The 19,056-nt window shown below is 62.6% G+C and carries 20 protein-coding genes; 14 read left to right on the forward strand and 6 right to left on the reverse strand.

Annotated elements, in window-relative coordinates:
* Window positions 1-43 precede the first annotated feature (43 nt).
* From NKH29_RS12745 to sufA, 3 genes are all read left to right on the forward strand, one after another.
* Window positions 44-1,285, forward strand: a complete 1,242-nt coding sequence (locus NKH29_RS12745) for a cysteine desulfurase (protein ID WP_352495793.1) — start codon at window positions 44-46, stop codon at window positions 1,283-1,285.
* A gap of 5 nt (window positions 1,286-1,290) precedes the next feature.
* Window positions 1,291-1,683, forward strand: a complete 393-nt coding sequence (locus NKH29_RS12750; protein WP_023717362.1) for an SUF system Fe-S cluster assembly protein — start codon at window positions 1,291-1,293, stop codon at window positions 1,681-1,683.
* Between the two features lie 110 nt (window positions 1,684-1,793).
* Window positions 1,794-2,174: a Fe-S cluster assembly scaffold SufA gene (gene sufA, locus NKH29_RS12755; protein ID WP_352587732.1), complete on the forward strand. Its 381-nt coding sequence runs from the start codon at window positions 1,794-1,796 to the stop codon at window positions 2,172-2,174.
* A 202-nt stretch (window positions 2,175-2,376) separates the two neighbouring features.
* Here the strand turns inward: sufA and NKH29_RS12760 are convergent, their stop codons facing one another.
* Window positions 2,377-2,874 carry a GFA family protein gene (locus NKH29_RS12760; RefSeq protein ID WP_023717363.1) on the reverse strand — a complete coding sequence of 166 codons (498 nt, stop codon included), beginning with the start codon at window positions 2,872-2,874 and terminating at the stop codon, window positions 2,377-2,379.
* Between the two features lie 90 nt (window positions 2,875-2,964).
* Between NKH29_RS12760 and NKH29_RS12765 the strand changes: the two genes are divergently transcribed.
* Window positions 2,965-3,288, forward strand: a complete 324-nt coding sequence (locus NKH29_RS12765) for a TfoX/Sxy family protein (RefSeq protein ID WP_352481176.1) — start codon at window positions 2,965-2,967, stop codon at window positions 3,286-3,288.
* A 34-nt stretch (window positions 3,289-3,322) separates the two neighbouring features.
* Here NKH29_RS12765 and NKH29_RS12770 read toward each other — a convergent pair whose 3' ends face one another.
* The gene (locus NKH29_RS12770) at window positions 3,323-4,267 is read right to left on the reverse strand and encodes a PfkB family carbohydrate kinase (RefSeq protein ID WP_352999694.1); all 945 of its coding nucleotides are present in this window, start codon (window positions 4,265-4,267) and stop codon (window positions 3,323-3,325) included.
* 277 nt (window positions 4,268-4,544) lie between these two features.
* Here NKH29_RS12770 and recA point away from each other — a divergent pair, with 277 nt between their 5' ends.
* From recA to NKH29_RS12785, 3 genes are all read left to right on the forward strand, one after another.
* Window positions 4,545-5,642 carry a recombinase RecA gene (gene recA / locus NKH29_RS12775; RefSeq protein WP_023717366.1) on the forward strand — a complete coding sequence of 366 codons (1,098 nt, stop codon included), beginning with the start codon at window positions 4,545-4,547 and terminating at the stop codon, window positions 5,640-5,642.
* A gap of 259 nt (window positions 5,643-5,901) precedes the next feature.
* Window positions 5,902-8,568: an alanine--tRNA ligase gene (gene alaS / locus NKH29_RS12780; protein ID WP_352855828.1), complete on the forward strand. Its 2,667-nt coding sequence runs from the start codon at window positions 5,902-5,904 to the stop codon at window positions 8,566-8,568.
* Between the two features lie 66 nt (window positions 8,569-8,634).
* Window positions 8,635-9,429, forward strand: a complete 795-nt coding sequence (locus tag NKH29_RS12785; protein WP_023717368.1) for a PhzF family phenazine biosynthesis protein — start codon at window positions 8,635-8,637, stop codon at window positions 9,427-9,429.
* A gap of 277 nt (window positions 9,430-9,706) precedes the next feature.
* Here the strand turns inward: NKH29_RS12785 and NKH29_RS12790 are convergent, their stop codons facing one another.
* Window positions 9,707-10,333: a glutathione S-transferase family protein gene (locus tag NKH29_RS12790; RefSeq protein ID WP_023717369.1), complete on the reverse strand. Its 627-nt coding sequence runs from the start codon at window positions 10,331-10,333 to the stop codon at window positions 9,707-9,709.
* An 11-nt stretch (window positions 10,334-10,344) separates the two neighbouring features.
* Complete coding sequence (locus NKH29_RS12795; RefSeq protein ID WP_352999695.1) at window positions 10,345-11,556, reverse strand: NADP-dependent isocitrate dehydrogenase; 1,212 nt, start codon at window positions 11,554-11,556, stop codon at window positions 10,345-10,347.
* A 205-nt stretch (window positions 11,557-11,761) separates the two neighbouring features.
* Here NKH29_RS12795 and NKH29_RS12800 point away from each other — a divergent pair, with 205 nt between their 5' ends.
* The 4 genes from NKH29_RS12800 to NKH29_RS12815 all read left to right on the forward strand — a co-directional run bounded on the left by NKH29_RS12800 (window position 11,762) and on the right by NKH29_RS12815 (window position 14,572).
* A complete protein-coding gene (locus tag NKH29_RS12800) occupies window positions 11,762-12,628 on the forward strand; it encodes an RNA methyltransferase (RefSeq protein ID WP_352855832.1) in 867 nt (288 codons plus the stop codon).
* Between the two features lie 79 nt (window positions 12,629-12,707).
* Window positions 12,708-13,352 (forward strand): DUF805 domain-containing protein, encoded by a 645-nt coding sequence (locus NKH29_RS12805; protein WP_023717372.1) that lies wholly within the window; start codon window positions 12,708-12,710, stop codon window positions 13,350-13,352.
* Window positions 13,353-13,492: 140 nt separating this feature from the next.
* Window positions 13,493-14,305, forward strand: coding sequence for a glutamate racemase (gene murI / locus NKH29_RS12810; protein WP_352481172.1), 813 nt, complete (start codon window positions 13,493-13,495; stop codon window positions 14,303-14,305).
* Window positions 14,306-14,383: 78 nt separating this feature from the next.
* Entirely contained in the window at window positions 14,384-14,572 is a 189-nt protein-coding gene (locus NKH29_RS12815) for a DUF3008 family protein (protein WP_023717374.1), read from the forward strand.
* Window positions 14,573-14,662: 90 nt separating this feature from the next.
* Here NKH29_RS12815 and NKH29_RS12820 read toward each other — a convergent pair whose 3' ends face one another.
* Window positions 14,663-14,875, reverse strand: coding sequence for a hypothetical protein (locus NKH29_RS12820; protein WP_023674706.1), 213 nt, complete (start codon window positions 14,873-14,875; stop codon window positions 14,663-14,665).
* A 379-nt stretch (window positions 14,876-15,254) separates the two neighbouring features.
* Between NKH29_RS12820 and rpsD the strand changes: the two genes are divergently transcribed.
* The 3 genes from rpsD to NKH29_RS12835 all read left to right on the forward strand — a co-directional run bounded on the left by rpsD (window position 15,255) and on the right by NKH29_RS12835 (window position 17,738).
* Complete coding sequence (rpsD, locus tag NKH29_RS12825) at window positions 15,255-15,872, forward strand: 30S ribosomal protein S4 (protein ID WP_023717376.1); 618 nt, start codon at window positions 15,255-15,257, stop codon at window positions 15,870-15,872.
* Window positions 15,873-16,027: 155 nt separating this feature from the next.
* The gene (ttcA, locus tag NKH29_RS12830; RefSeq protein ID WP_352641108.1) at window positions 16,028-16,921 is read left to right on the forward strand and encodes a tRNA 2-thiocytidine(32) synthetase TtcA; all 894 of its coding nucleotides are present in this window, start codon (window positions 16,028-16,030) and stop codon (window positions 16,919-16,921) included.
* Window positions 16,911-17,738: an inositol monophosphatase family protein gene (locus NKH29_RS12835; protein ID WP_023717378.1), complete on the forward strand. Its 828-nt coding sequence runs from the start codon at window positions 16,911-16,913 to the stop codon at window positions 17,736-17,738. The genes ttcA and NKH29_RS12835 overlap by 11 nt, the downstream gene beginning before the upstream one ends.
* A 22-nt stretch (window positions 17,739-17,760) precedes the next feature.
* Here the strand turns inward: NKH29_RS12835 and NKH29_RS12840 are convergent, their stop codons facing one another.
* Entirely contained in the window at window positions 17,761-18,960 is a 1,200-nt protein-coding gene (locus NKH29_RS12840; RefSeq protein WP_031193515.1) for a multidrug effflux MFS transporter, read from the reverse strand.
* Window positions 18,961-19,056 lie beyond the last annotated feature (96 nt).

Genomic DNA, 19,056 nt, shown 5'->3' on the forward strand with positions numbered 1-19,056 from the left:
GGGGTGCTGGACGGAATGAGGCGATGCCTCGAGAGAGCTTGTGATGGACCAGAAAGTCGAAAACATTCCCTACGACGTCGAGGCGATCCGCCGCGACTTCCCGATCCTGTCGCGGCAAGTCTACGGCAAACCGCTGGTCTATCTCGACAATGGCGCCTCGGCGCAGAAGCCGCAGGCTGTGCTTGACGCCATCCAGCACGCCTATTCCCAGGAATACGCCAACGTCCATCGCGGCCTGCATTTCCTGTCGAACGCCGCGACCGACGCCTATGAGAACGCGCGCAAGATAGTACAGAGATTTCTCAACGCGCCGAGCACCGACAACATCGTCTTCACCTCGAACACCACGGCGGCGATCAACACCGTCGCCTATGGCTTCGGCATGCCCAATATCGGCGAAGGCGACGAGATCGTGCTGTCGATCATGGAGCACCACTCCAACATCGTGCCGTGGCATTTCATCCGCGAGCGGCAGGGCGCAAAACTGGTTTGGGTGCCGGTCGACGATCTCGGCGTCTTCCACATCGAGGAATTCGAAAAACGGCTGACCGACCGCACCAAGCTGGTTGCCATTACCCATATGTCAAATGCGCTGGGCACGGTCACGCCGATCAAGGAGATCGTGCGCATTGCGCACGCCCGCGGCATTCCGGTGCTGGTCGACGGCAGCCAGAGCGCCGTGCATATGCCGATCGACGTGCAGGATCTCGACTGCGATTTCTTCGTCTTCACCGGCCACAAGGTCTATGGCCCGTCGGGCATCGGCGTGCTCTACGGCAAGAAGGATATTCTGGAGCGGATGCGCCCGTTCATGGGCGGCGGCGAAATGATCGAGGAGGTGACGCAAGACATCGTCACCTACAACGACCCGCCGCACCGTTTCGAGGCCGGCACGCCGCCGATCGTCCAGGCGATCGGGCTGGGTGCGGCGCTGGAATACATGGAAAAGATCGGACGCGAGCGCATCGCCGCCCATGAGGCCGATCTGAAGGACTATGCGCATGAAAAACTGCGCGCCATCAACTCGCTGCGCATCTTCGGCGATGCGCCTGGCAAGGGCGCCATCATCTCGTTCGAGCTGCAGGGCATCCACGCGCATGATGTGTCGATGGTCATCGACCGGCAGGGCGTGGCGGTGCGCGCCGGCACGCATTGCGCCCAGCCGCTGTTGAAACGCTTCGGCGTAACATCCACATGCAGGGCGTCGTTCGGCATGTACAATACCAGGGCCGAAGTCGATGCTTTGGCCGATGCGCTGGAAAAGGCGCGAAAGTTCTTCGGGTGACGACCATGGATGATGCCAGCCACACCGCCGAGACCAATTCGGAAACGACGACCAATGCGGCGGTTTCCGGATCGACAATCCCCGCCGACGAATTGGCGCGGCTGACAGACGACATCGTCTCGGCGCTGAAGACGGTCTATGACCCCGAAATCCCGGCCGACATCTACGAGCTCGGCCTCGTCTACAAGATCGACATCGAGGACGACCGCTCGGTCAAGATCGACATGACGCTGACCGCGCCGGGCTGCCCGGTGGCCGGTGAAATGCCGGGCTGGGTCGAAAACGCCGTCGGCGCCGTCGAAGGCGTTTCCGGCGTCGAGGTCAACATGACCTTCGACCCGCCTTGGTCGCCCGACCGCATGTCGGAAGAGGCACAGGTAGCGGTGGGGTGGTACTAGCATCCGACCAGCCAAAGGCTGGCGCACTTGCGCCGGGTACAAAACTTCACCATTTTAGGTGAGGAATCATTCGGCAGACCTTGAACCTGCGCGCAATGGAGAAGGAAAGAATGGGACGCTTTGCCGTCATCACGATGACCGAAAAGGCTGCCGACCGGGTGCGCGAGATCGTCGCGACCCGTGAGAATGCGCATGGCATTCGCCTCGGCATCAAGAAGGGCGGCTGCGCCGGCATGGAATATACGGTCGACCTGGTGACCGAGCCCAACACTAAGGACGATCATATCGAGCGCGACGGCGCCCACGTCTATGTCGTGCCTGAGGCAGCGCTTTTCCTGTTCGGCACCGAGATGGATTTCGAGCAGACGACGCTGCGCACCGGCTTCACCTTCCGCAACCCGAACCAGAGCTCGGCCTGCGGCTGCGGCGAATCGGTCGAATTGAAGCCCGCCGATCTGAAGGCACTGGCCGAGGCGCGCGCTTCGGCCTAAGGCTTTTCCTTCGCCGCCCCCTCATCCGGCCCTTCGGGCCACCTTCTCCCCGATGGGGAGAAGAGGCTGGCGCCAGCGCTGGGCGACTTCCTCTCCCCTCGGGGAGAGGTCGGATTGCCCCGGATTGCCCTTCGCAATTCGGTTGGCAATCCGGGTGAGGGGGCGCTTGCCCATACGCGATAGCGAACGGGGAGAAGAAACGCTAATCCACCCACATCCCGGTTCGTTTGTGCCAGTCGGCGATCGACTCTTCCGGGTAGACATCGAAGACCTTGTCGCCCTTGCCGATATCGGGCTCGACCCAGTTCGCCTTGTATTTCAGCATCAGATGCACCTTCTCCGGCGGCTTCGGCAGGTTTGTGTCGATTGCCGAGGCAAACGGATGCACCAGCTCCGGCCAGGTTGGATCGTAGAGCCAGAGTGCCGTCCCGCATTTCGTGCAGAAGTTCCGTTCGCCCGTCGAGATCTCGCGTTGCGGGTGCTCGTCGTCCTCGATCTCGGCCCGGTAGACGCCGAGATGGCGCTTGCCCTCGATTTTCAGCGTCTCGTAATCGGCGCCGAGATTGATGGCGAAACCGCCGCCGCCCTGCTGCTTGCGGCAGATCGAGCAGTAGCACAGCATGAACGGCACCGGCGTGTGGCTTTCCACCTCGAAACGCACGGCATTGCACCGGCAGGACCCTTTGAGCAGAAGCGGCATGAAAAACTCCGATGAAACTGATTCTGAACTTGTCAGGATGGTGCCGGTAGCGGCGATGACAAGGGGAAATCCCGGTGACATGATCGCGCCATGGACAACGAGCGCATAGAAGAGCTTTTCGAAGTGCTCGGCCCGGTCAGCATCCGCAAGCTGTTCGGCGGCAAGGGCATCTATTTCGATGGCGTCATCGTCGCCATTGTCATCCGTGGCGAATTGATGCTGAAGGCCGACGCCGAAAGCGCCCCGGATTTCGAAGCGGCCGGCTGCCGGCAATGGACCTATACCGGCTCGCGCCACGGAAAGCTGGTGTCGATGCCCTATTGGAGCGTTCCCGACAGCGCTTTCGACGACCCCGACGAGATGGCGATCTGGGCGCGCCGCGCCTACGAGGCAGGACGGCGCGCCGGCAAATAGGCTGCGTCATGCTTCGGCAATTCTGGGCCGCATTTCACGCCAGGTCCCGCGCCTCGGGCACGAGCGCCAGCGCCTCGGCAAAGCCGGCACCGCTGAAGGCCGCAACAGTATCGGCGCTCTCGAGGGCGAGCATAGATACGGCAACGCCTTCGCGCAGTGCCGCGCGCAGCGTCAGGCCGCGCAGCAGGGCGGCGACCGTCGCGCCGGCCAATGCGTCGCCGGCGCCGGCAGCATCGGTCCGCTTTTGGAGCGGCGGTGGCAGGATCGAGAACGCGCCCAATTTGTCGAAACCGAGGACCGGTCCGTCGCCAGCGGTGATCACGCCGCTTTTAAGGCCCGCGCGTCTCAGGCCGTCGACGATGCCTTGGTCGTCAGCATCGATGTCGACGCCGGCGAGCACGCCAGCCTCGTGCCGGTTCATGAAGGCGAGTGCCAGAAGATCAAGCACCGGCGTCAGCCGCGCCGCTTTGCTGGGCGAGACGGCAAGCGCAAACACCGGCTTGCCGGCGGCGAGTGCCGCCAGCCGCGCCACTGCGGAAGACGGCAGGTTGGCGTCGCACAGCACCGCGTCGGCCGAACCGATCGCGTCTCGCACCTTGGCGCGGCGGATCTGCTTGGGAAGCGCCAGCTCGTAGAGCACCATGTCGGCAAGGCCGGCGATCAGCCCGCCGTCGCTATCGACCAGCATCGTATGGCTTGGCGTCGCGCGGTCGAGGAACACCGCCGACAAATCGGCAATGCCGGCGTCGGTGACGGCGCGTAAAACCGTGTCGCCCAGGGCATCGCCGCCGCGCACCGAAAGCAGCGAGGCCGAGACGCCGCGCCGCACCGCACAGCGCAAGGCGTTGAAGGCGGCGCCGCCGACATGCTCGCGCATCGTGCCGGGGTTGGAAGCGGCCGGCACGAAGGCGCCGGCAACCCGGCCGCGCCGCTCGATATAGGCGCCACCCACGGCCAGGATCGTCGGGGATTTCATCATGCCGGCAAAATGCCCTTTGCTGTTGCCCGGGAGGAGACTAGGTCGCCGGGCGGAACCCTGCAATCGCGGGTGCGATTCGGATGGTGACGGCAACGGCGCCGCATGCGAGGCGGGATACGTCCGGAAGCAAAATTGCGAAACAAAAATAGAACAAATATGGATATCAGTTATTTTTCAAACCCTTGGGGCTCATTGACAAATGAGAACAAACGAGGTACATTCTTTTAAGGATTGCGGGATTGTCCGGCCTCCATTGACGACCACGGGGTGATGTATCATGGCTCAGAATTCTTTGCGGCTTGTAGAGGACAAAGCGGTGGACAAATCAAAGGCTCTGGATGCGGCGCTGTCGCAAATCGAGCGTGCCTTCGGCAAGGGTTCGATCATGCGGCTCGGCGCGAACGAGCAGGTCGTCGAGATCGAAACGGTGCCGACCGGCTCGCTTGGGTTGGACATCGCGCTTGGCGTCGGCGGCCTGCCGCGCGGCCGCATCGTCGAGATCTACGGACCGGAAAGCTCGGGCAAGACGACGCTGGCGCTGCACACGGTGGCCGAAGCCCAGAAGAAGGGCGGCATCTGCGCCTTTGTCGATGCCGAGCATGCGCTCGATCCGGTCTATGCCCGCAAGCTCGGCGTCGATCTCGAAAACCTGCTGATCTCGCAGCCCGATACCGGCGAACAGGCGCTGGAGATCTGCGACACGCTGGTGCGCTCCGGCGCCATCGACGTGCTGGTGGTCGATTCGGTGGCGGCGCTGACGCCGCGGGCCGAAATCGAAGGCGAGATGGGCGATTCGCTGCCCGGCCTGCAGGCCCGCCTGATGAGCCAGGCACTGCGCAAGCTCACCGCCTCGATCTCGCGCTCCAACACCATGGTCATCTTCATCAACCAGATCCGCATGAAGATCGGCGTCATGTTTGGTTCGCCCGAGACGACGACCGGCGGCAACGCGCTGAAATTCTATGCCTCGGTCCGCCTCGACATCCGCCGCATCGGCTCGGTCAAGGATCGCGACGAGGTCGTCGGCAACCAGACCCGCGTCAAGGTCGTCAAGAACAAGCTGGCGCCGCCCTTCAAGGTGGTCGAGTTCGACATCATGTATGGCGAGGGCGTCTCCAAAACCGGCGAGCTGGTCGATCTCGGCGTCAAGGCTGGCGTGGTCGAAAAGTCGGGCGCCTGGTTCTCCTATAATTCGCAGCGTCTCGGCCAGGGCCGCGAAAACGCAAAACTGTTCCTGCGCGACAATCCCGACACGGCGCGCGAGATCGAATTGGCGCTGAGGCAGAATGCCGGATTGATCGCCGAGAAATTCCTTGAGAACGGCGGCTCCGAAAGCAGCGACGACGGTTTCGAGGACGACGCCGGGGCGATGTAGGAAAAGCGATGCCTCCCGGAGCGTCAGCCAGGTTTGGATTTGATGTTTTGATTTTGAGTTTGCGTAATCGGTACATTTTGAACCGCCGGCCCCGTGCCGGCGGTTGGCGTTTGACGGCGAGTCAGACGCATTTCAAAGCGCCGGTGAAAGCCGGGATTTGAGCCCATTTGGTGTTTCTGGACAGGCTGCGGTGCGACCGCTAAAAGGCCATGTCTATTTTCCGCCGGCAGCCGGCGGTTCTCTCGAAAAGGCAGTATTCATGAGTGGCGTCAACGAGATCCGGTCGGCATTTCTCGACTATTTTCGCAAGGAAGGTCACGAGGTCGTCGCGTCGAGCCCGCTGGTGCCGCGCAACGACCCGACGCTGATGTTCACCAATGCCGGCATGGTGCAGTTCAAGAACGTTTTCACCGGTCTGGAGAAGCGGCCCTATTCGCGTGCGACGACTGCCCAGAAGAGTGTTCGTGCCGGCGGCAAGCACAACGACCTCGACAATGTCGGCTACACCGCGCGACACCTGACTTTCTTCGAGATGCTCGGCAATTTCTCCTTCGGCGATTATTTCAAGGAGCGCGCCATAGAGCTTGCCTGGAACCTGATCACCAGGGAGTTCGGGCTGAAGAAGGACAAGCTGCTGGTCACCGTCTACCACACCGACGACGAGGCCGCCTCCTACTGGAAGAAGATCGCCGGTCTTTCCGACGATCGCATCATCCGCATCGCGACCTCGGACAATTTCTGGGCAATGGGCGACACCGGACCGTGCGGGCCGTGTTCGGAGATATTCATCGACCGTGGCGAGCACATCTGGGGTGGCCCTCCCGGCAGCCCCGAGGAGGATGGCGACCGTTTCCTCGAATTCTGGAACCTGGTGTTCATGCAGTATGAACAGGTGACGAAGGACGAGCGCGTCGACCTGCCGCGTCCGTCGATCGACACGGGCATGGGCCTCGAGCGCATGGCCTCCATCCTGCAAGGAGTTGATAGCGTCTTCGAAACTGACCTGTTCCGCCACCTGATCGACGCTGCGTCGTCGGCGCTTGGCCGCGGTCCGGATGCGGACACCGTCGCATCGTTCCGCGTCATCGCCGACCACTTGCGTTCGTCCTGCTTCCTGGTCGCCGACGGCGTGCTGCCGTCCAACGAAGGGCGGGGCTACGTGCTTCGTCGCATCATGCGCCGCGCCATGCGCCACGCGCAGTTGCTCGGCTCGAATGAGCCGCTGATGTGGAAGCTGGTGCCGGCGCTGGTCCGCGAGATGAGCCAAGCCTACCCGGAACTGGTGCGCGGCGAGCAGATGATCACCGAGACGCTGAAGCTTGAGGAAACTCGTTTCCGCAAGACGCTGGTGCGAGGCTTGGGCTTGCTTTCGGAGGCGACGGAAAAGTTGGTCTCCGGCGACATGCTGGATGGCGAGACAGCGTTCAAGCTCTACGACACCTATGGCTTTCCGCTCGATCTGACGCAGGACGCGCTGCGCCAGCGCAACATCTCGGTCAACCTTGCCGGCTTCACCGAGGCGATGGAGCGGCAGAAGGCGGAGGCGCGCAAAAGCTGGGCTGGTTCCGGTGAGGCCGCAACCGAAACGGTATGGTTCGCGGTGCGTGAGGAGAACGGCGCCACCGAATTCCTGGGCTATGAGACCGAGCAGGCGGAAGGCCTCGTCCAGGCGCTGGTCAGGGACGGCAAGACCGTCGACAGTGCCGGCAAAGGCGACGCCGTTGCCGTGGTTGTCAACCAGACGCCGTTCTATGGCGAGTCCGGTGGCCAGATGGGCGATACCGGCGTCATTTCAGGCGACGGGTTCTCGATCGAGATATCCGATACGCAGAAGAAGGCCGATGGGCTTTTCGTCCATGTCGGCAAGGTGGCCAACGGCACGGTCAAGACGGGCGCGACCGTCGAGCTGAGGGTGGACCACGCGCGCCGCTCCAGGCTGCGCGCGAACCATTCCGCCACGCATCTGATCCATGAGGCGCTGCGCGAGGTGCTGGGTACCCATGTGGCGCAGAAGGGCTCACTGGTCGCGCCCGAGCGTCTGCGCTTCGACATCTCCCACAACAAGCCGATCTCGCCGGACGAGCTCGAAGAGGTCGAGCGCATGGCAAACGAAATCGTCGTTCAGAATAGCCCTGTAACCACGCGCCTGATGTCGGTCGACGACGCCATTGCCGAAGGCGCCATGGCGCTGTTTGGCGAGAAATATGGCGATGAAGTGCGCGTCGTTTCGATGGGCACGGGCCTGCATGGCGCCAAGGCCAACCGGCCCTATTCGGTCGAGCTATGCGGCGGCACCCATGTCAGGGCGACCGGCGATATCGGCCTGGTGCGCATCGTGTCCGACAGCGCGGTCGCTGCCGGCGTGCGCCGCATCGAGGCGTTGACCGGCGAGGCGGCCAGAAAGCATCTCGACGAGCAGGACAAGCGGCTGAAGGCGGCCGCCGCCGCGCTGAAGATTTCGCCGGCCGATGTGCCGGCCCGCGTCGAGGCACTGCTCGACGAGCGCAAGAAGCTCGAAAAGGAGCTGACCGAGGCGCGCAAGAAACTGGCGCTCGGCGATCGCTCGCCAGCCGGTGTGCCTGCGGAAAACGAAACGATTGCCGGTGTCGGTTTTCTCGGCAAGGCGGTATCGGGCGTCTCGCCAAAGGATTTGAAGCCGCTGGCCGATGCCGGCAAGAAGTCGCTCGGCTCCGGCGTCGTCGTCTTTGTCGGCGCCGGCGAGGACAACAAGGCGAGCGTCGTCGTCGCGGTCACCGATGATCTGACCGGCCGCTTCAGCGCAATCGATCTGGTGCGCGTCGCGTCCGCGGCATTGGGCGGGCAGGGCGGCGGCGGTCGACCCGATATGGCCCAGGCCGGCGGCCCGGACGGCTCGAAGGCCGAAGACGCGATCGCTGCGGTGAAAGCGGCTCTCGAGACGGCGTGAACCTGCACCGGGGGCGGGCACGGCCGAAATGGCGCGCCGCCCAGCGGACATCCTTGAGGGCCTGATATGCCGACGCTGACGATGTATCAGGTCGACGCCTTTGCCGAACAGGCCTTCCAGGGCAACCCTGCCGCCGTTCTCCTTTTGGAGGAGTGGCTGCCGGAGCAGGTAATGCAGGCCATCGCCAACGAAAACAATCTTGCCGAAACGGCGTTTGTGCGGGCGAATGGCAAAGGTTGGGATTTGCGCTGGTTCACGCCGGTCCATGAAGTCGACTTCTGCGGCCATGCCACTCTTGCGGCCGCCCATGTGCTGACCACGGAATACAGTGGTCAGGGCGAAATGGCCTTCGCCACCCGGGTGGGCGAGTTGCGGGTTTCCCAGCGGGAAGGGGCCTATCAGCTCGATCTGCCGTGTTTTCCGCCGCAGCCCGTCGAGGAAGAGCTGAAGTCGGCGCTGCAAGCGATATTGTCTCAGCGGACGGTTGCGGGCTTCCGCAATTTCGAGAACCTGTTTGTCGAGCTTGCCGACGAGACAAGCGTGCGATCTTTCGTTCCCGATCTGCTCAGGATCGGACGTTTTCATCCTCTCGGCTTGGTCATTACCGCGCCTGGGCAGGCCCATGATTTCGTCTCGCGTTATTTCGTGCCCGGAGCAGGCATTCCCGAGGATCCGGTAACCGGCTCCATTCATGCGACGCTGGTGCCTTACTGGGCTGAAAAACTCGGCAAGACGCATCTGTCGGCATTCCAATACTCGCAACGCGGCGGGCACTTGCTATGCGAGCTGGCCGGAGATCGCGTGCTGATCACAGGCCGTGCGAAGACCTTTATGAAGGCGGAGATCTACCTTCCCGATTGAGCGGTATTTCGCAGTGGGTCGCCTTCGGCGAAGCTGCCGATCTCCCCCTTTGCGGGGGAGATGCCCGGCAGGGCAGAGGGGGGTGCTGTCCCTCCGACTGTCAGCCCAATCGGAGCCACGTTCTCAGGCCGTTCCCAATTGGAAAGGATCAGTCGAAGGTTAGCGATCCTTCACACCCCCCTCTGTCCTGCCGGACATCTCCCCCGCAAGGGGGAGATTGGATGTCACTTCGGCTTTCGCTAATCACCAGAAGGCCTATTGCCGAATGCTTGTCTCCTCACTCTGCCTTTTCGGTCTTCGCAAAACCCGCACGCGCCGCGATGCGCACATACCAATCCTGGATATCGGCAAACTCCGCCAGCAGTTTTCGCCCCTCGGCGACCTTGACGAAATAGCCGATGATCGGTGCGGCGTGCAGGTCGGCCAGCGTCAGTTCCGTCCCCAACAGCCAAGGCCCTTCGGCTTTCAGCGAAGACAGCGCCTGCAATGCCGTTCTCGCCTGCCTCAACCCGTTGGCGATCACGGCTTCGTCGGGCGGCGTTTTTTCCAGCCGCTCGACGGCGACATCCCAGACCATGGCCCTGTAGGCGTAGGCGTCGAGCAGGCCGGTGATCTGGTTCATGCGTGATCGAGGCCGGGCTTCGACCGGTTGCAGCGCCGGGCCGTCAAAGGCTTCGTCGACATAACGGGCAATCGCGCCGGTCTCGTAAAGGCGAAAGCCGTCATGCTCGAAGGCTGGGATGCGGCCGAACGGCTGGTGCTCGAAGTACCAGCCGGGAATGCCGTCCGCCGCAAAGATGTCGACGGGCACCAGCTCGTAGCCGACGCCCTTTTCCTCGAGCACCAGCCGCACGATGCGCACATAGACGCTGTAGTCCGCGCCGTAGACGACGGGCTTGTCCATGTCGGAGGAGCTCAGGCAATCGCCTTCTGCAAATTCTCGTCGATCTTGTCGAGGAAGCCGGTGGTCGAAAGCCATGGCTGGTCGGGACCGATCAGCAGCGACAGGTCCTTGGTCATGAAGCCGGACTCGACCGTCTGGATGCAGACCCGTTCCAGCGTCTCGGCAAAACGCTTCAGTTCGGCATTGTCGTCGAGCTTGGCGCGGTGGGCGAGGCCGCGCGTCCAGGCAAAGATCGAGGCGATCGAATTGGTCGAGGTCTCCTCGCCCTTCTGGTGCTGGCGATAGTGGCGGGTGACGGTGCCGTGTGCGGCCTCCGCCTCGACGGTCTTGCCGTCCGGCGTCATCAGCACCGAGGTCATCAGGCCGAGCGAGCCGAAGCCTTGCGCCACCGTGTCCGACTGCACGTCGCCATCATAATTCTTGCAAGCCCAGACATAGCCGCCCGACCATTTCAGGCTGGAGGCCACCATGTCGTCGATCAGCCGGTGCTCGTACCAGAGTTTCTTGGCCTTGAACTCGGCTTCGAACTCCGCCTCGTAGACCTCCTGGAAGATATCCTTGAAGCGGCCGTCATAGGCCTTGAGGATGGTGTTCTTGGTCGACAGGTAGACGGGGTAATTGCGCAGCAGGCCGTAATTCAGCGAGGCGCGGGCGAATTCGCGGATCGACTCGTCGAGATTGTACATGGCCATGGCGACACCGGCGCCGGGTGCGTCGAAGACGTCGTGCTCGATCACCTGGCCGTCCTCGCCGACGAACTTGATCGTCAGCTTGCCCTTACCGGGAAAGCGGAAGTCGGTGGCGCGGTACTGGTCGCCGAAGGCGTGGCGGCCGACGATGATCGGCTTGGTCCAGCCGGGCACTAGCCGCGGCACGTTCTTCATAATGATCGGCTCGCGAAAGATGGTGCCGCCGAGGATGTTGCGGATGGTGCCGTTCGGCGACTTCCACATCTTCTTCAGCTTGAATTCCTCGACGCGCTGCTCGTCGGGCGTGATCGTCGCGCATTTCACGCCGACGCCGTATTTCTTGATGGCATTGGCCGAATCGATGGTCACCTGGTCGTTGGTGGCGTCGCGGTGCTCGATACCGAGATCGTAATATTCGAGCTTGAGGTCGAGATAAGGGTGGATCAGCTTGTCCTTGATGAACTGCCAGATGATGCGGGTCATCTCGTCGCCGTCGAGTTCGACGACCGGGTTCGCCACCTTGATCTTCGCCATGGAAAGAATGCCTCGCTTTTGGGAACGGAACGGCCTTGCCCGCACGGCTGCCGGCCCTGGGATGCGGCCCGTATATCAAAGGCTTTTTGGCCGCGCAAACGGCGAACCGCGCCGTAGTGCCGGCATTCTTTGCGAAAGCTTCATTTTCGCCGCCAAATGTGGCAGGGGACTGCGAAATGCCGCAAACAGCAGTTCATTGACAACCATGACCGCCACCCAGGATCCCGACAACCCTCTTGCCTCCGGAACGCCTGCGTCCGGACCGGCGATCATCCTGGTCGAGCCACAGCTCGGCGAGAACATCGGCATGGTTGCACGCGCCATGGCCAATTTCGGCCTTGCCGAACTGCGCCTCGTCAATCCGCGTGACGGCTGGCCGAGCGAGAAGGCGCGTGCCGCGGCAAGCCGCGCCGACCATGTCATCGATGCCGTCGAGGTGTTCGACGACCTGGGCTCGGCAGTCGCCGACTTGAACTTCGTCTTCGCCACCACGGCGCGCGCGCGCGACAATTTCAAACCGGTGCGCGGCCCGGTCGAGGCGGGCAGGGCGCTGCGCGCGCGGCAGCGGGCCGGCCAGCGCACCGGCATCCTGTTCGGCCGCGAGCGCTTCGGCCTCTATAATGACGAGGTCGGCCTTGCCGACGAGATCGTCACCTTCCCCGTCGATCCAGCCTTCTCCTCGCTCAACATCGCCCAGGCGGCCCTGCTGATGTCCTATGAATGGATGAAGTCCGGCCTGGAAGACGAGACCAGGACCAACTTCTCCGGTCCCGAAATGCCGCCAGCTGCCAAGGAAGAATTGCACGCCCTGTTTGCGTATCTGGAAGGTGCACTGGAGGCGCGCGGCTATTTCCGCCCGGCACCGAAGAAGCCGAAGATGGTCGACAATTTGCGCGCAGTGCTGACCCGCCCCGGTTTTGCCGAGCCGGAGCTCAAGGTGCTACGCGGTATTATATCATCGCTGGACAGGTTCTCGCCGGCCATGCCGCGCGGCGACGGATCGCCCGGCGACGATCCAAGGCGGCTCCCGGCGGCCGCGGCACGCGCCGGCAAGGCGAAGGACAAAGACTAGCCTTCGAGTTGCCCATATCTCACCAGTAACCGAATGTTATTTGATGTGATCCATTGTCTGGAAAACGATGGATCCTCGGATGTTTAGCTCGGATATCGGTCGTCCTCGCTTTTTCTTCTATTCGGCGGCCTTGCTGGTTGCGGAAATCGTGACCTTTGTGCTGTGCGTCGTGCTGACCATCGGCATCGAGGGTTTGGCCAATTCGAAGCCCGGACCTTCCAGGGAAGGGCTGGCCGCGGCCGTTCTCGTCGCCTCGCTGGTGATTGTTCTGTTCCGCGCGAATTTCGCCTGGCGTCGAAGCCGCGATGCACAAGGGTCCGGTTGGATCCTTTGGTCGTATATCGTGTTCTCGACCCTGTTTGCGATTCTGCAGGCCGGCACTGTTCTTGTCGTAAAGTTCGACGGCGACGAGTCGCATTCCGGCCTTAACCTGCTGGGATTAGCTCTCGTCGGGCTGTGGGCGGTCATCTTGGCGGCCAAGCCGGCGGGCGGTAGCTCTTCGGATATGGCGTCATCCCTGAGTTTCGACGATTTCGACCCGCCCGGGCCGCTGCGCGGCGCCGCGGCGCCCCATTCAGAGTCGGCCGCCGGCGTGGCGGCCCTGGCTCCGGCCTATGCCATGCGGGCCGCACCGGTGCCGTCGAACCACCCTGCATCTCACCCTGCATCTCCGGCGAACGGCCGGCCGCGGGCCGGCGGCTTCGGCAAGCGGGGCCTTGTGTGACCGTCTCGCCGCATCAAGGCCATGATGGTTCCAGATAGAAGCGGCCGGGATAAAGCATCATTGGCCAAAGCAAAAAGCATGGGCCGAGCCTTCTCTCGTGATCTCGTTTGTGATTCCCAGCCCTTAGTGACTCAATGATAATGACCAGTCCATCGAGCGCCCGTCCGATCCTGATGTTCGATTCCGGCATTGGCGGCCTCACCGTGCTGCGTGAGGCGCGCGTCCTGATGCCTGACCGCCGCTTCATCTATGTCGCCGACGACGCGGCGTTCCCCTTCGGCGCCTGGGAGGAGCCGGCGCTGAGAACACACATCCTAGAGTTGTTCGCCAGGCTGCTCGAACGGTTTTCGCCGGCCATTTCGGTCATCGCCTGCAACACCGCCTCGACGCTGGTCATCGAAGCGTTGCGCGAGAGGTTTCCCGGCCACCCTTTCGTCGGCACCGTGCCGGCCGTCAAGCCGGCGGCGGAACGCACGCGCTCAGGCCTGGTTTCGGTGCTGGCGACGCCCGGCACCGTCAAGCGCCAGTACACGCGTGACCTGATCAGCAAATGGGCGCAGAAATGCCATGTCCGCCTGGTCGGCAGCGACAGGCTGGCTGGATTGGCCGAAGCCTATATGCGCGACGGTTTTGTCGACGAGGACGCCGTGCGCGCCGAGATCGCGCCGTGCTTCGTCGAGCATGACGGGCTGCGCACCGACATCGTCGTGCTTGCCTGCACCCATTATCCCTTTTTGGCCAACCGCATGCGCAAGACAGCACCTTGGCCGGTCGACTGGCTCGACCCGGCCGAGGCGATCGCACGCCGCGCGCTGTCGCTGCTCGCCGATACCGAGGCCCGTTATCGCAGAGAGGTACTGCCGGAAGGCGCCGATTTTGCCGTCTTCACCTCGAACGAGGCCGATTTTCCGACGCGCCGGCTGATGCAGGGATTTGGCCTGGCGGTATCCTGACCCAGGCACTTTGGTGCTCCGGGAACATCAGCCCAGGGCGATGCGTTCTTTTCTCATTGAGGAACAGGAGAAACGATCATGCCAGCCACCTCGAAAGCCCAGCAGAAAGCCGCCGGTGCTGCACTGTCCGCCAAGCGTGGCGAGACCAAGAAGAGCGAGCTCAAAGGCGCGTCGAAGGGAATGTATAAATCCATGAGCGAAAAACAGCTCGAGGAATTCGCCGAGACCAAGCGCAAGGGCCTGCCGGAAAAGAAATCGAAACACTGATCGACTGACCATTCTGGCGGCGGATGCCGGTCGATAAAAAGCCCGCGGCTGAGCCGCGGGCCCTGAAGTCTCAACGGGCGAGGGCGAAAATTACCAGTTCCATCCCCAACCGCAGCGCCGCACTTTGTAGCGGATGACCTTGCGATGACCGTGCCGCCACACCACCTTCTTCTTGACCACGATGCGGCAGACCTGGTGATGCCTGTGGCCGTGCCAATGCCGGGCCTGCGCCGGCTCGGGCGCGACCGCCATCGTGCCGGCCATCACCGCGGCTCCTACCAACGTAAGGAAGAATTTCTTCATGCGAATTCCAGCTCCTCTGACTTCAGTCCCTTCCTGATGCCACTGGCGCAACCTCCCGCCACATCCGGCACGTTCTACAACCGCAACACTATCCGGTTCGGCGATTCGCGCCAGCCGGAAGCTTGACAGCGGTTAAATCTCCGTTTAACCAGCCCACCAACACCGGGCCGCAATGCCCGGTGGTTTTCTTTATGTGTGCAAGACGTTTGGAAGCCGGTTTTAATTTCCTGATGTCCTGTTTGAAATGACGTGTCCCGTGGGTTTTCCGTCGCGTTGCGTGGAAAACCCTGTCAGGTCTCGAAAACGGGGGCCAGAGGAGGGCGCGTTTCCTTCACCCGGACCATGAGGTTCCGGGTGTGTTGTTTTGAAAGGGAATGCGATGAGCAAGCGCGAATCCGCGAAGTACAAGATCGACCGCCGTCTTGGCGAAAACATCTGGGGCCGCCCGAAGTCCCCGGTCAACAAGCGTGAATACGGCCCCGGCCAGCATGGCCAGCGCCGCAAGGGCAAGCTTTCCGATTTCGGCCTGCAGCTGCGCGCCAAGCAGAAGCTGAAGGGCCACTATGGCGACGTTTCGGAAAAGCAGTTCCGCAAGGTCTATGAAGAGGCGGACCGCCGCAAGGGCGACACCTCGGAGAACCTGATCGGCCTGCTCGAATCGCGCCTCGACGCAGTCGTCTACCGCGCCAAGTTCGTACCGACCATCTTTGCGGCGCGCCAGTTCGTCAATCACGGCCACGTCAACGTCAACGGCAAGCGCGTCAACATCGGCTCGTACCGCTGCAAGCCGGGCGACGTCATCGAAGTGCGCGAGAAGTCGAAGCAGCTGGTCATCGTGCTGGAATCGGTGGGCCTGGCCGAGCGCGACGTGCCCGATTACATCGAGGCCGACCACAACAAGATGACCGCCGCCTTCACGCGCATCCCCGGCCTGGCCGACGTTCCGTTTGCCGTGCAGATGGAACCGAATCTGGTCGTCGAATTCTATTCGCGCTGATCGGCGCGTTCGTACGCGATACAAGCGAAGGCCGCCCTATCGGGGCGGCCTTTTCTTTTTTCGTTCCTTTTTCGCGGCGTGATTCCGAAATCGATTTCGATTTTCGGTTCGATGCGCTACTGCGGGCGGCAACAGGACTTTAGAGCCGACGCGCCGTGAACATGCAGCCAGACGCCGAAACGCTCGAACCGGTCGCCGACGCCGAAGGCGGCTTTCATCCGCTGTTTGCCGATGTGCCGTCCTCCGTCGAGTTCAACAAGCTGCGCAAGCGGCTGCTGCGGCTTGCCCGCCAGGCGATCGACGATTTCTCAATGGTGAGGCCCGGCGACCGCTGGCTGGTCGCTCTGTCGGGCGGCAAGGATTCCTACGGCCTGCTTGCCGTGCTGCTCGATCTCAAATGGCGCGGGCTGCTGCCGATCGAGCTGTTGGCCTGCAATCTCGACCAGGGCCAGCCGAACTTTCCCAAGCACATATTGCCCGACTATCTCGACAGCCATGCCATTCCGCATCGCATCGAATATCAGGACACCTATTCTGTGGTCATCGACAAGCTGGCCGAGGGCAGCACCTATTGCTCGCTGTGTTCGCGGCTGCGGCGCGGCCATCTCTATCGCATTGCCCGCGAGGAGGGCTGCTCGGCGCTGGTGCTCGGCCATCACCGCGAAGACATTCTGGAAACCTTCTTCATGAACCTGTTCCATGGCGGACGCCTCGCCGCCATGCCGCCGAAGCTGCTCAACGACGAAGGCGACGTCATGGTGCTGCGGCCGCTCGCCTATTGTGCGGAAGCCGATCTCGAGAAATTCGCCGGCGCCATGAAATTCCCGATAATTCCGTGCGATCTGTGCGGTAGCCAGGAAGGCCTGCAGCGCAACGCCATGAAAGCGATGCTCGACGACATCGAGAAGCGCATGCCCGGCCGCAAGGACACCATGATCCGTGCCATGGCCAATGTGCGGCGCTCGCATCTGCTCGACAGGACGCTGTTCGATTTCGCCGCCCTCAACGATGCTCTTAACGCAAAGCAAGACGGTCCCCATGACATTTGACGACAGCGCGATCGACTGGCTTGCCGACCTTCTGTCGGACGCTGCCGTCGCCGAGATCATGCCGCGCTTTCGCCGGTTGAGTGAGGGCGACGTGCGTCGCAAGACCTCGGCCGCCGATCTTGTGACCGAGGCCGACGTGAATGCCGAGCGGCTCATCACCGCCAGGCTGCTTCAGCGTTATCCCAAGGCGATGATCGTCGGCGAGGAGGCCTGCTCCGACGACCCGACGCTGCTCGACGGTCTCGGCGATGCCGAACTCGCCTTCGTCGTCGACCCGGTCGACGGCACCTTCAACTTCGCCTCCGGCGTGCCGCTGTTCGGCGTCATGCTTGGCGTCGTGGTCAAGGGCGAGACGGTCGCCGGCATCATCCACGATCCCGTCGGCAAGGACTGGCTGGTCGGCGTCAGTGGCGCCGGCAGTCATATTCGGCACGCGCATGGCAATTTCGAAAAAGTCCATGTCGCCAAACCGGCGCCGATATCGGAAATGACTGGAGCGGTCTCGTGGCACTATCTACCCGAGCCGGACCGCTCACGCCTGGCGCGCAATCAGACCAAGTCGCTGTCGCAGTTCAACTATCGCTGCGCAGCCCACGAATACCGCCTGCTGGCCAGCGGCCACGGCCATTTCGTCGTCTATAACAAGCTGATGCCGTGGGACCATCTGGCCGGCGTACTGATCCATGCCGAGGCCGGCGGTTATGCCGCGCGCTTCGACGGCAGCGCCTATCTGCCGTCACATGTCGGAGGTGGCCTGCTGGTCGCGCCGGACAGGGAAAGCTGGCGGGAGCTGCGCCGCGAGCTTTGGGCGGAATAGTTTTATCCGCCAGCGCGTAAAACTAGACGGGCGGGTTTTGCGGCTGGAACAGCCTGCCGCGCTCGGCGATGAGAATCATCAGCAGCGCCGCCACCGACACGCTGCAGAACCCGGCGGCCAGCGGCGTTACCGTACCGTTGAAGGCCTGGCCGATCAGCGTGCCGAGGATGCCGCCAAGAAATGTCTGCATGAACCCGAGAATCGACGAGGCGGTGCCGGCCAGGTGACCGAGCGGCTCCATGGCGAGCGCGTTGAAGTTCGCGCCGAGCGCGCCGAACGGTACCATGGCGCAGGCAAAGAAAGTAATGAAGAGCCAGAGCGGCATCTTCATTTCGATGGAAACGACCAGCCAGGCAAGGCTGATGGCCAGAAACAGCAGCAGCGCGCTTTGCGACAGACGGCGCATGCCGATGCGGCCGACGAGGCGCGAGTTGAGGTAGTTCGAAAAAGCAAGCACGCCGGCAACCCCCGCGAAGATGACCGGGAACATCTCGCCGACATCGAACACGCTGACATAGATCTGCTGGGCCGAGGCGATGAAGCCGAACATGGCGCCGAAGATGAAGGTGCTGGCGAAGGCGTAGCAGAGCGCGATGCGGTTGGTGAGAACGATGCGGAAGCCGCCGATGATGGAGGACAGCGTCAGCGGCCGGCGATATTCTGGATGTAGTGTCTCGGGCAGGCGCAACAGCGACCAGGCGGACACGATCAGCGCGCCGGCCGCCATGGTGACGAAGATCACGTGCCAGGTCGCAAACAGCATGATGAATTGGCCGATACCGGGTGCCACCACCGGAATTGCCATGAACACCATGAAGATCAAGGACATGACTTCGGCCATGCGCCTTCCGTCGAACGTATCGCGCACGATCGAGACGGCAATGACGCGCGTCGCCGCCGCGCCGATGCCTTGCACGGCCCGGCATAGCAGAAGCGTGGCGAATGACGGGGCGACTGCAGCAGCGCCCGCCGCCGCAACATAGATCACCAGCCCGGCAACCAGCGGAGCGCGGCGCCCGAAGCGGTCCGAGACGGGCCCGAAGAACAGTTGCCCACCGCCGAAGCCCAGTATGTAGGCGGTGATCACATATTGCCGGTGGTTTTCATTTTCGACGCCGAGCGAGGCGCCGATCTGCTGCAGCGCCGGCAACATGATGTCGATGGCCAGCGAATTGAGCGCCATCAGCGCCGCGCATAGCGCGATGAATTCCCAGCGCGGAATAGGCAAGGTGCTTGCCTTTTGCTGCGCTTGTGCTTGCTGATCCACGGCCAGTCCGATCTTCAAACGAAAATGCGCCGGCGTGCCGACGCATCCATT

The sequence above is a fragment of the Mesorhizobium sp. M1295 genome (assembly GCF_040318135.1).
Lineage (GTDB): Bacteria > Pseudomonadota > Alphaproteobacteria > Rhizobiales > Rhizobiaceae > Mesorhizobium.

Bases quoted from the DNA above. Each gene is read 5' to 3' on its own strand.
- NKH29_RS12790 (WP_023717369.1), bottom strand. From the start codon at position 10,333: ATGGACAAGCCCGTCGTCTACGGCGCGGACTACAGCGTCTATGTGCGC.
- NKH29_RS12770 (WP_352999694.1), bottom strand. From the start codon at position 4,267: ATGATGAAATCCCCGACGATCCTGGCCGTGGGTGGCGCCTATATCGAG.
- NKH29_RS12785 (WP_023717368.1), top strand. From the start codon at position 8,635: ATGCCGACGCTGACGATGTATCAGGTCGACGCCTTTGCCGAACAGGCC.
- NKH29_RS12795 (WP_352999695.1), bottom strand. From the start codon at position 11,556: ATGGCGAAGATCAAGGTGGCGAACCCGGTCGTCGAACTCGACGGCGAC.
- alaS (WP_352855828.1), top strand. From the start codon at position 5,902: ATGAGTGGCGTCAACGAGATCCGGTCGGCATTTCTCGACTATTTTCGC.
- NKH29_RS12815 (WP_023717374.1), top strand. From the start codon at position 14,384: ATGCCAGCCACCTCGAAAGCCCAGCAGAAAGCCGCCGGTGCTGCACTG.
- NKH29_RS12835 (WP_023717378.1), top strand. From the start codon at position 16,911: ATGACATTTGACGACAGCGCGATCGACTGGCTTGCCGACCTTCTGTCG.
- NKH29_RS12760 (WP_023717363.1), bottom strand. From the start codon at position 2,874: ATGCCGCTTCTGCTCAAAGGGTCCTGCCGGTGCAATGCCGTGCGTTTC.
- NKH29_RS12820 (WP_023674706.1), bottom strand. From the start codon at position 14,875: ATGAAGAAATTCTTCCTTACGTTGGTAGGAGCCGCGGTGATGGCCGGC.
- NKH29_RS12800 (WP_352855832.1), top strand. From the start codon at position 11,762: ATGACCGCCACCCAGGATCCCGACAACCCTCTTGCCTCCGGAACGCCT.
- recA (WP_023717366.1), top strand. From the start codon at position 4,545: ATGGCTCAGAATTCTTTGCGGCTTGTAGAGGACAAAGCGGTGGACAAA.
- sufA (WP_352587732.1), top strand. From the start codon at position 1,794: ATGGGACGCTTTGCCGTCATCACGATGACCGAAAAGGCTGCCGACCGG.
- NKH29_RS12750 (WP_023717362.1), top strand. From the start codon at position 1,291: ATGGATGATGCCAGCCACACCGCCGAGACCAATTCGGAAACGACGACC.
- murI (WP_352481172.1), top strand. From the start codon at position 13,493: ATGACCAGTCCATCGAGCGCCCGTCCGATCCTGATGTTCGATTCCGGC.
- NKH29_RS12805 (WP_023717372.1), top strand. From the start codon at position 12,708: ATGTTTAGCTCGGATATCGGTCGTCCTCGCTTTTTCTTCTATTCGGCG.
- NKH29_RS12745 (WP_352495793.1), top strand. From the start codon at position 44: ATGGACCAGAAAGTCGAAAACATTCCCTACGACGTCGAGGCGATCCGC.
- rpsD (WP_023717376.1), top strand. From the start codon at position 15,255: ATGAGCAAGCGCGAATCCGCGAAGTACAAGATCGACCGCCGTCTTGGC.
- NKH29_RS12765 (WP_352481176.1), top strand. From the start codon at position 2,965: ATGGACAACGAGCGCATAGAAGAGCTTTTCGAAGTGCTCGGCCCGGTC.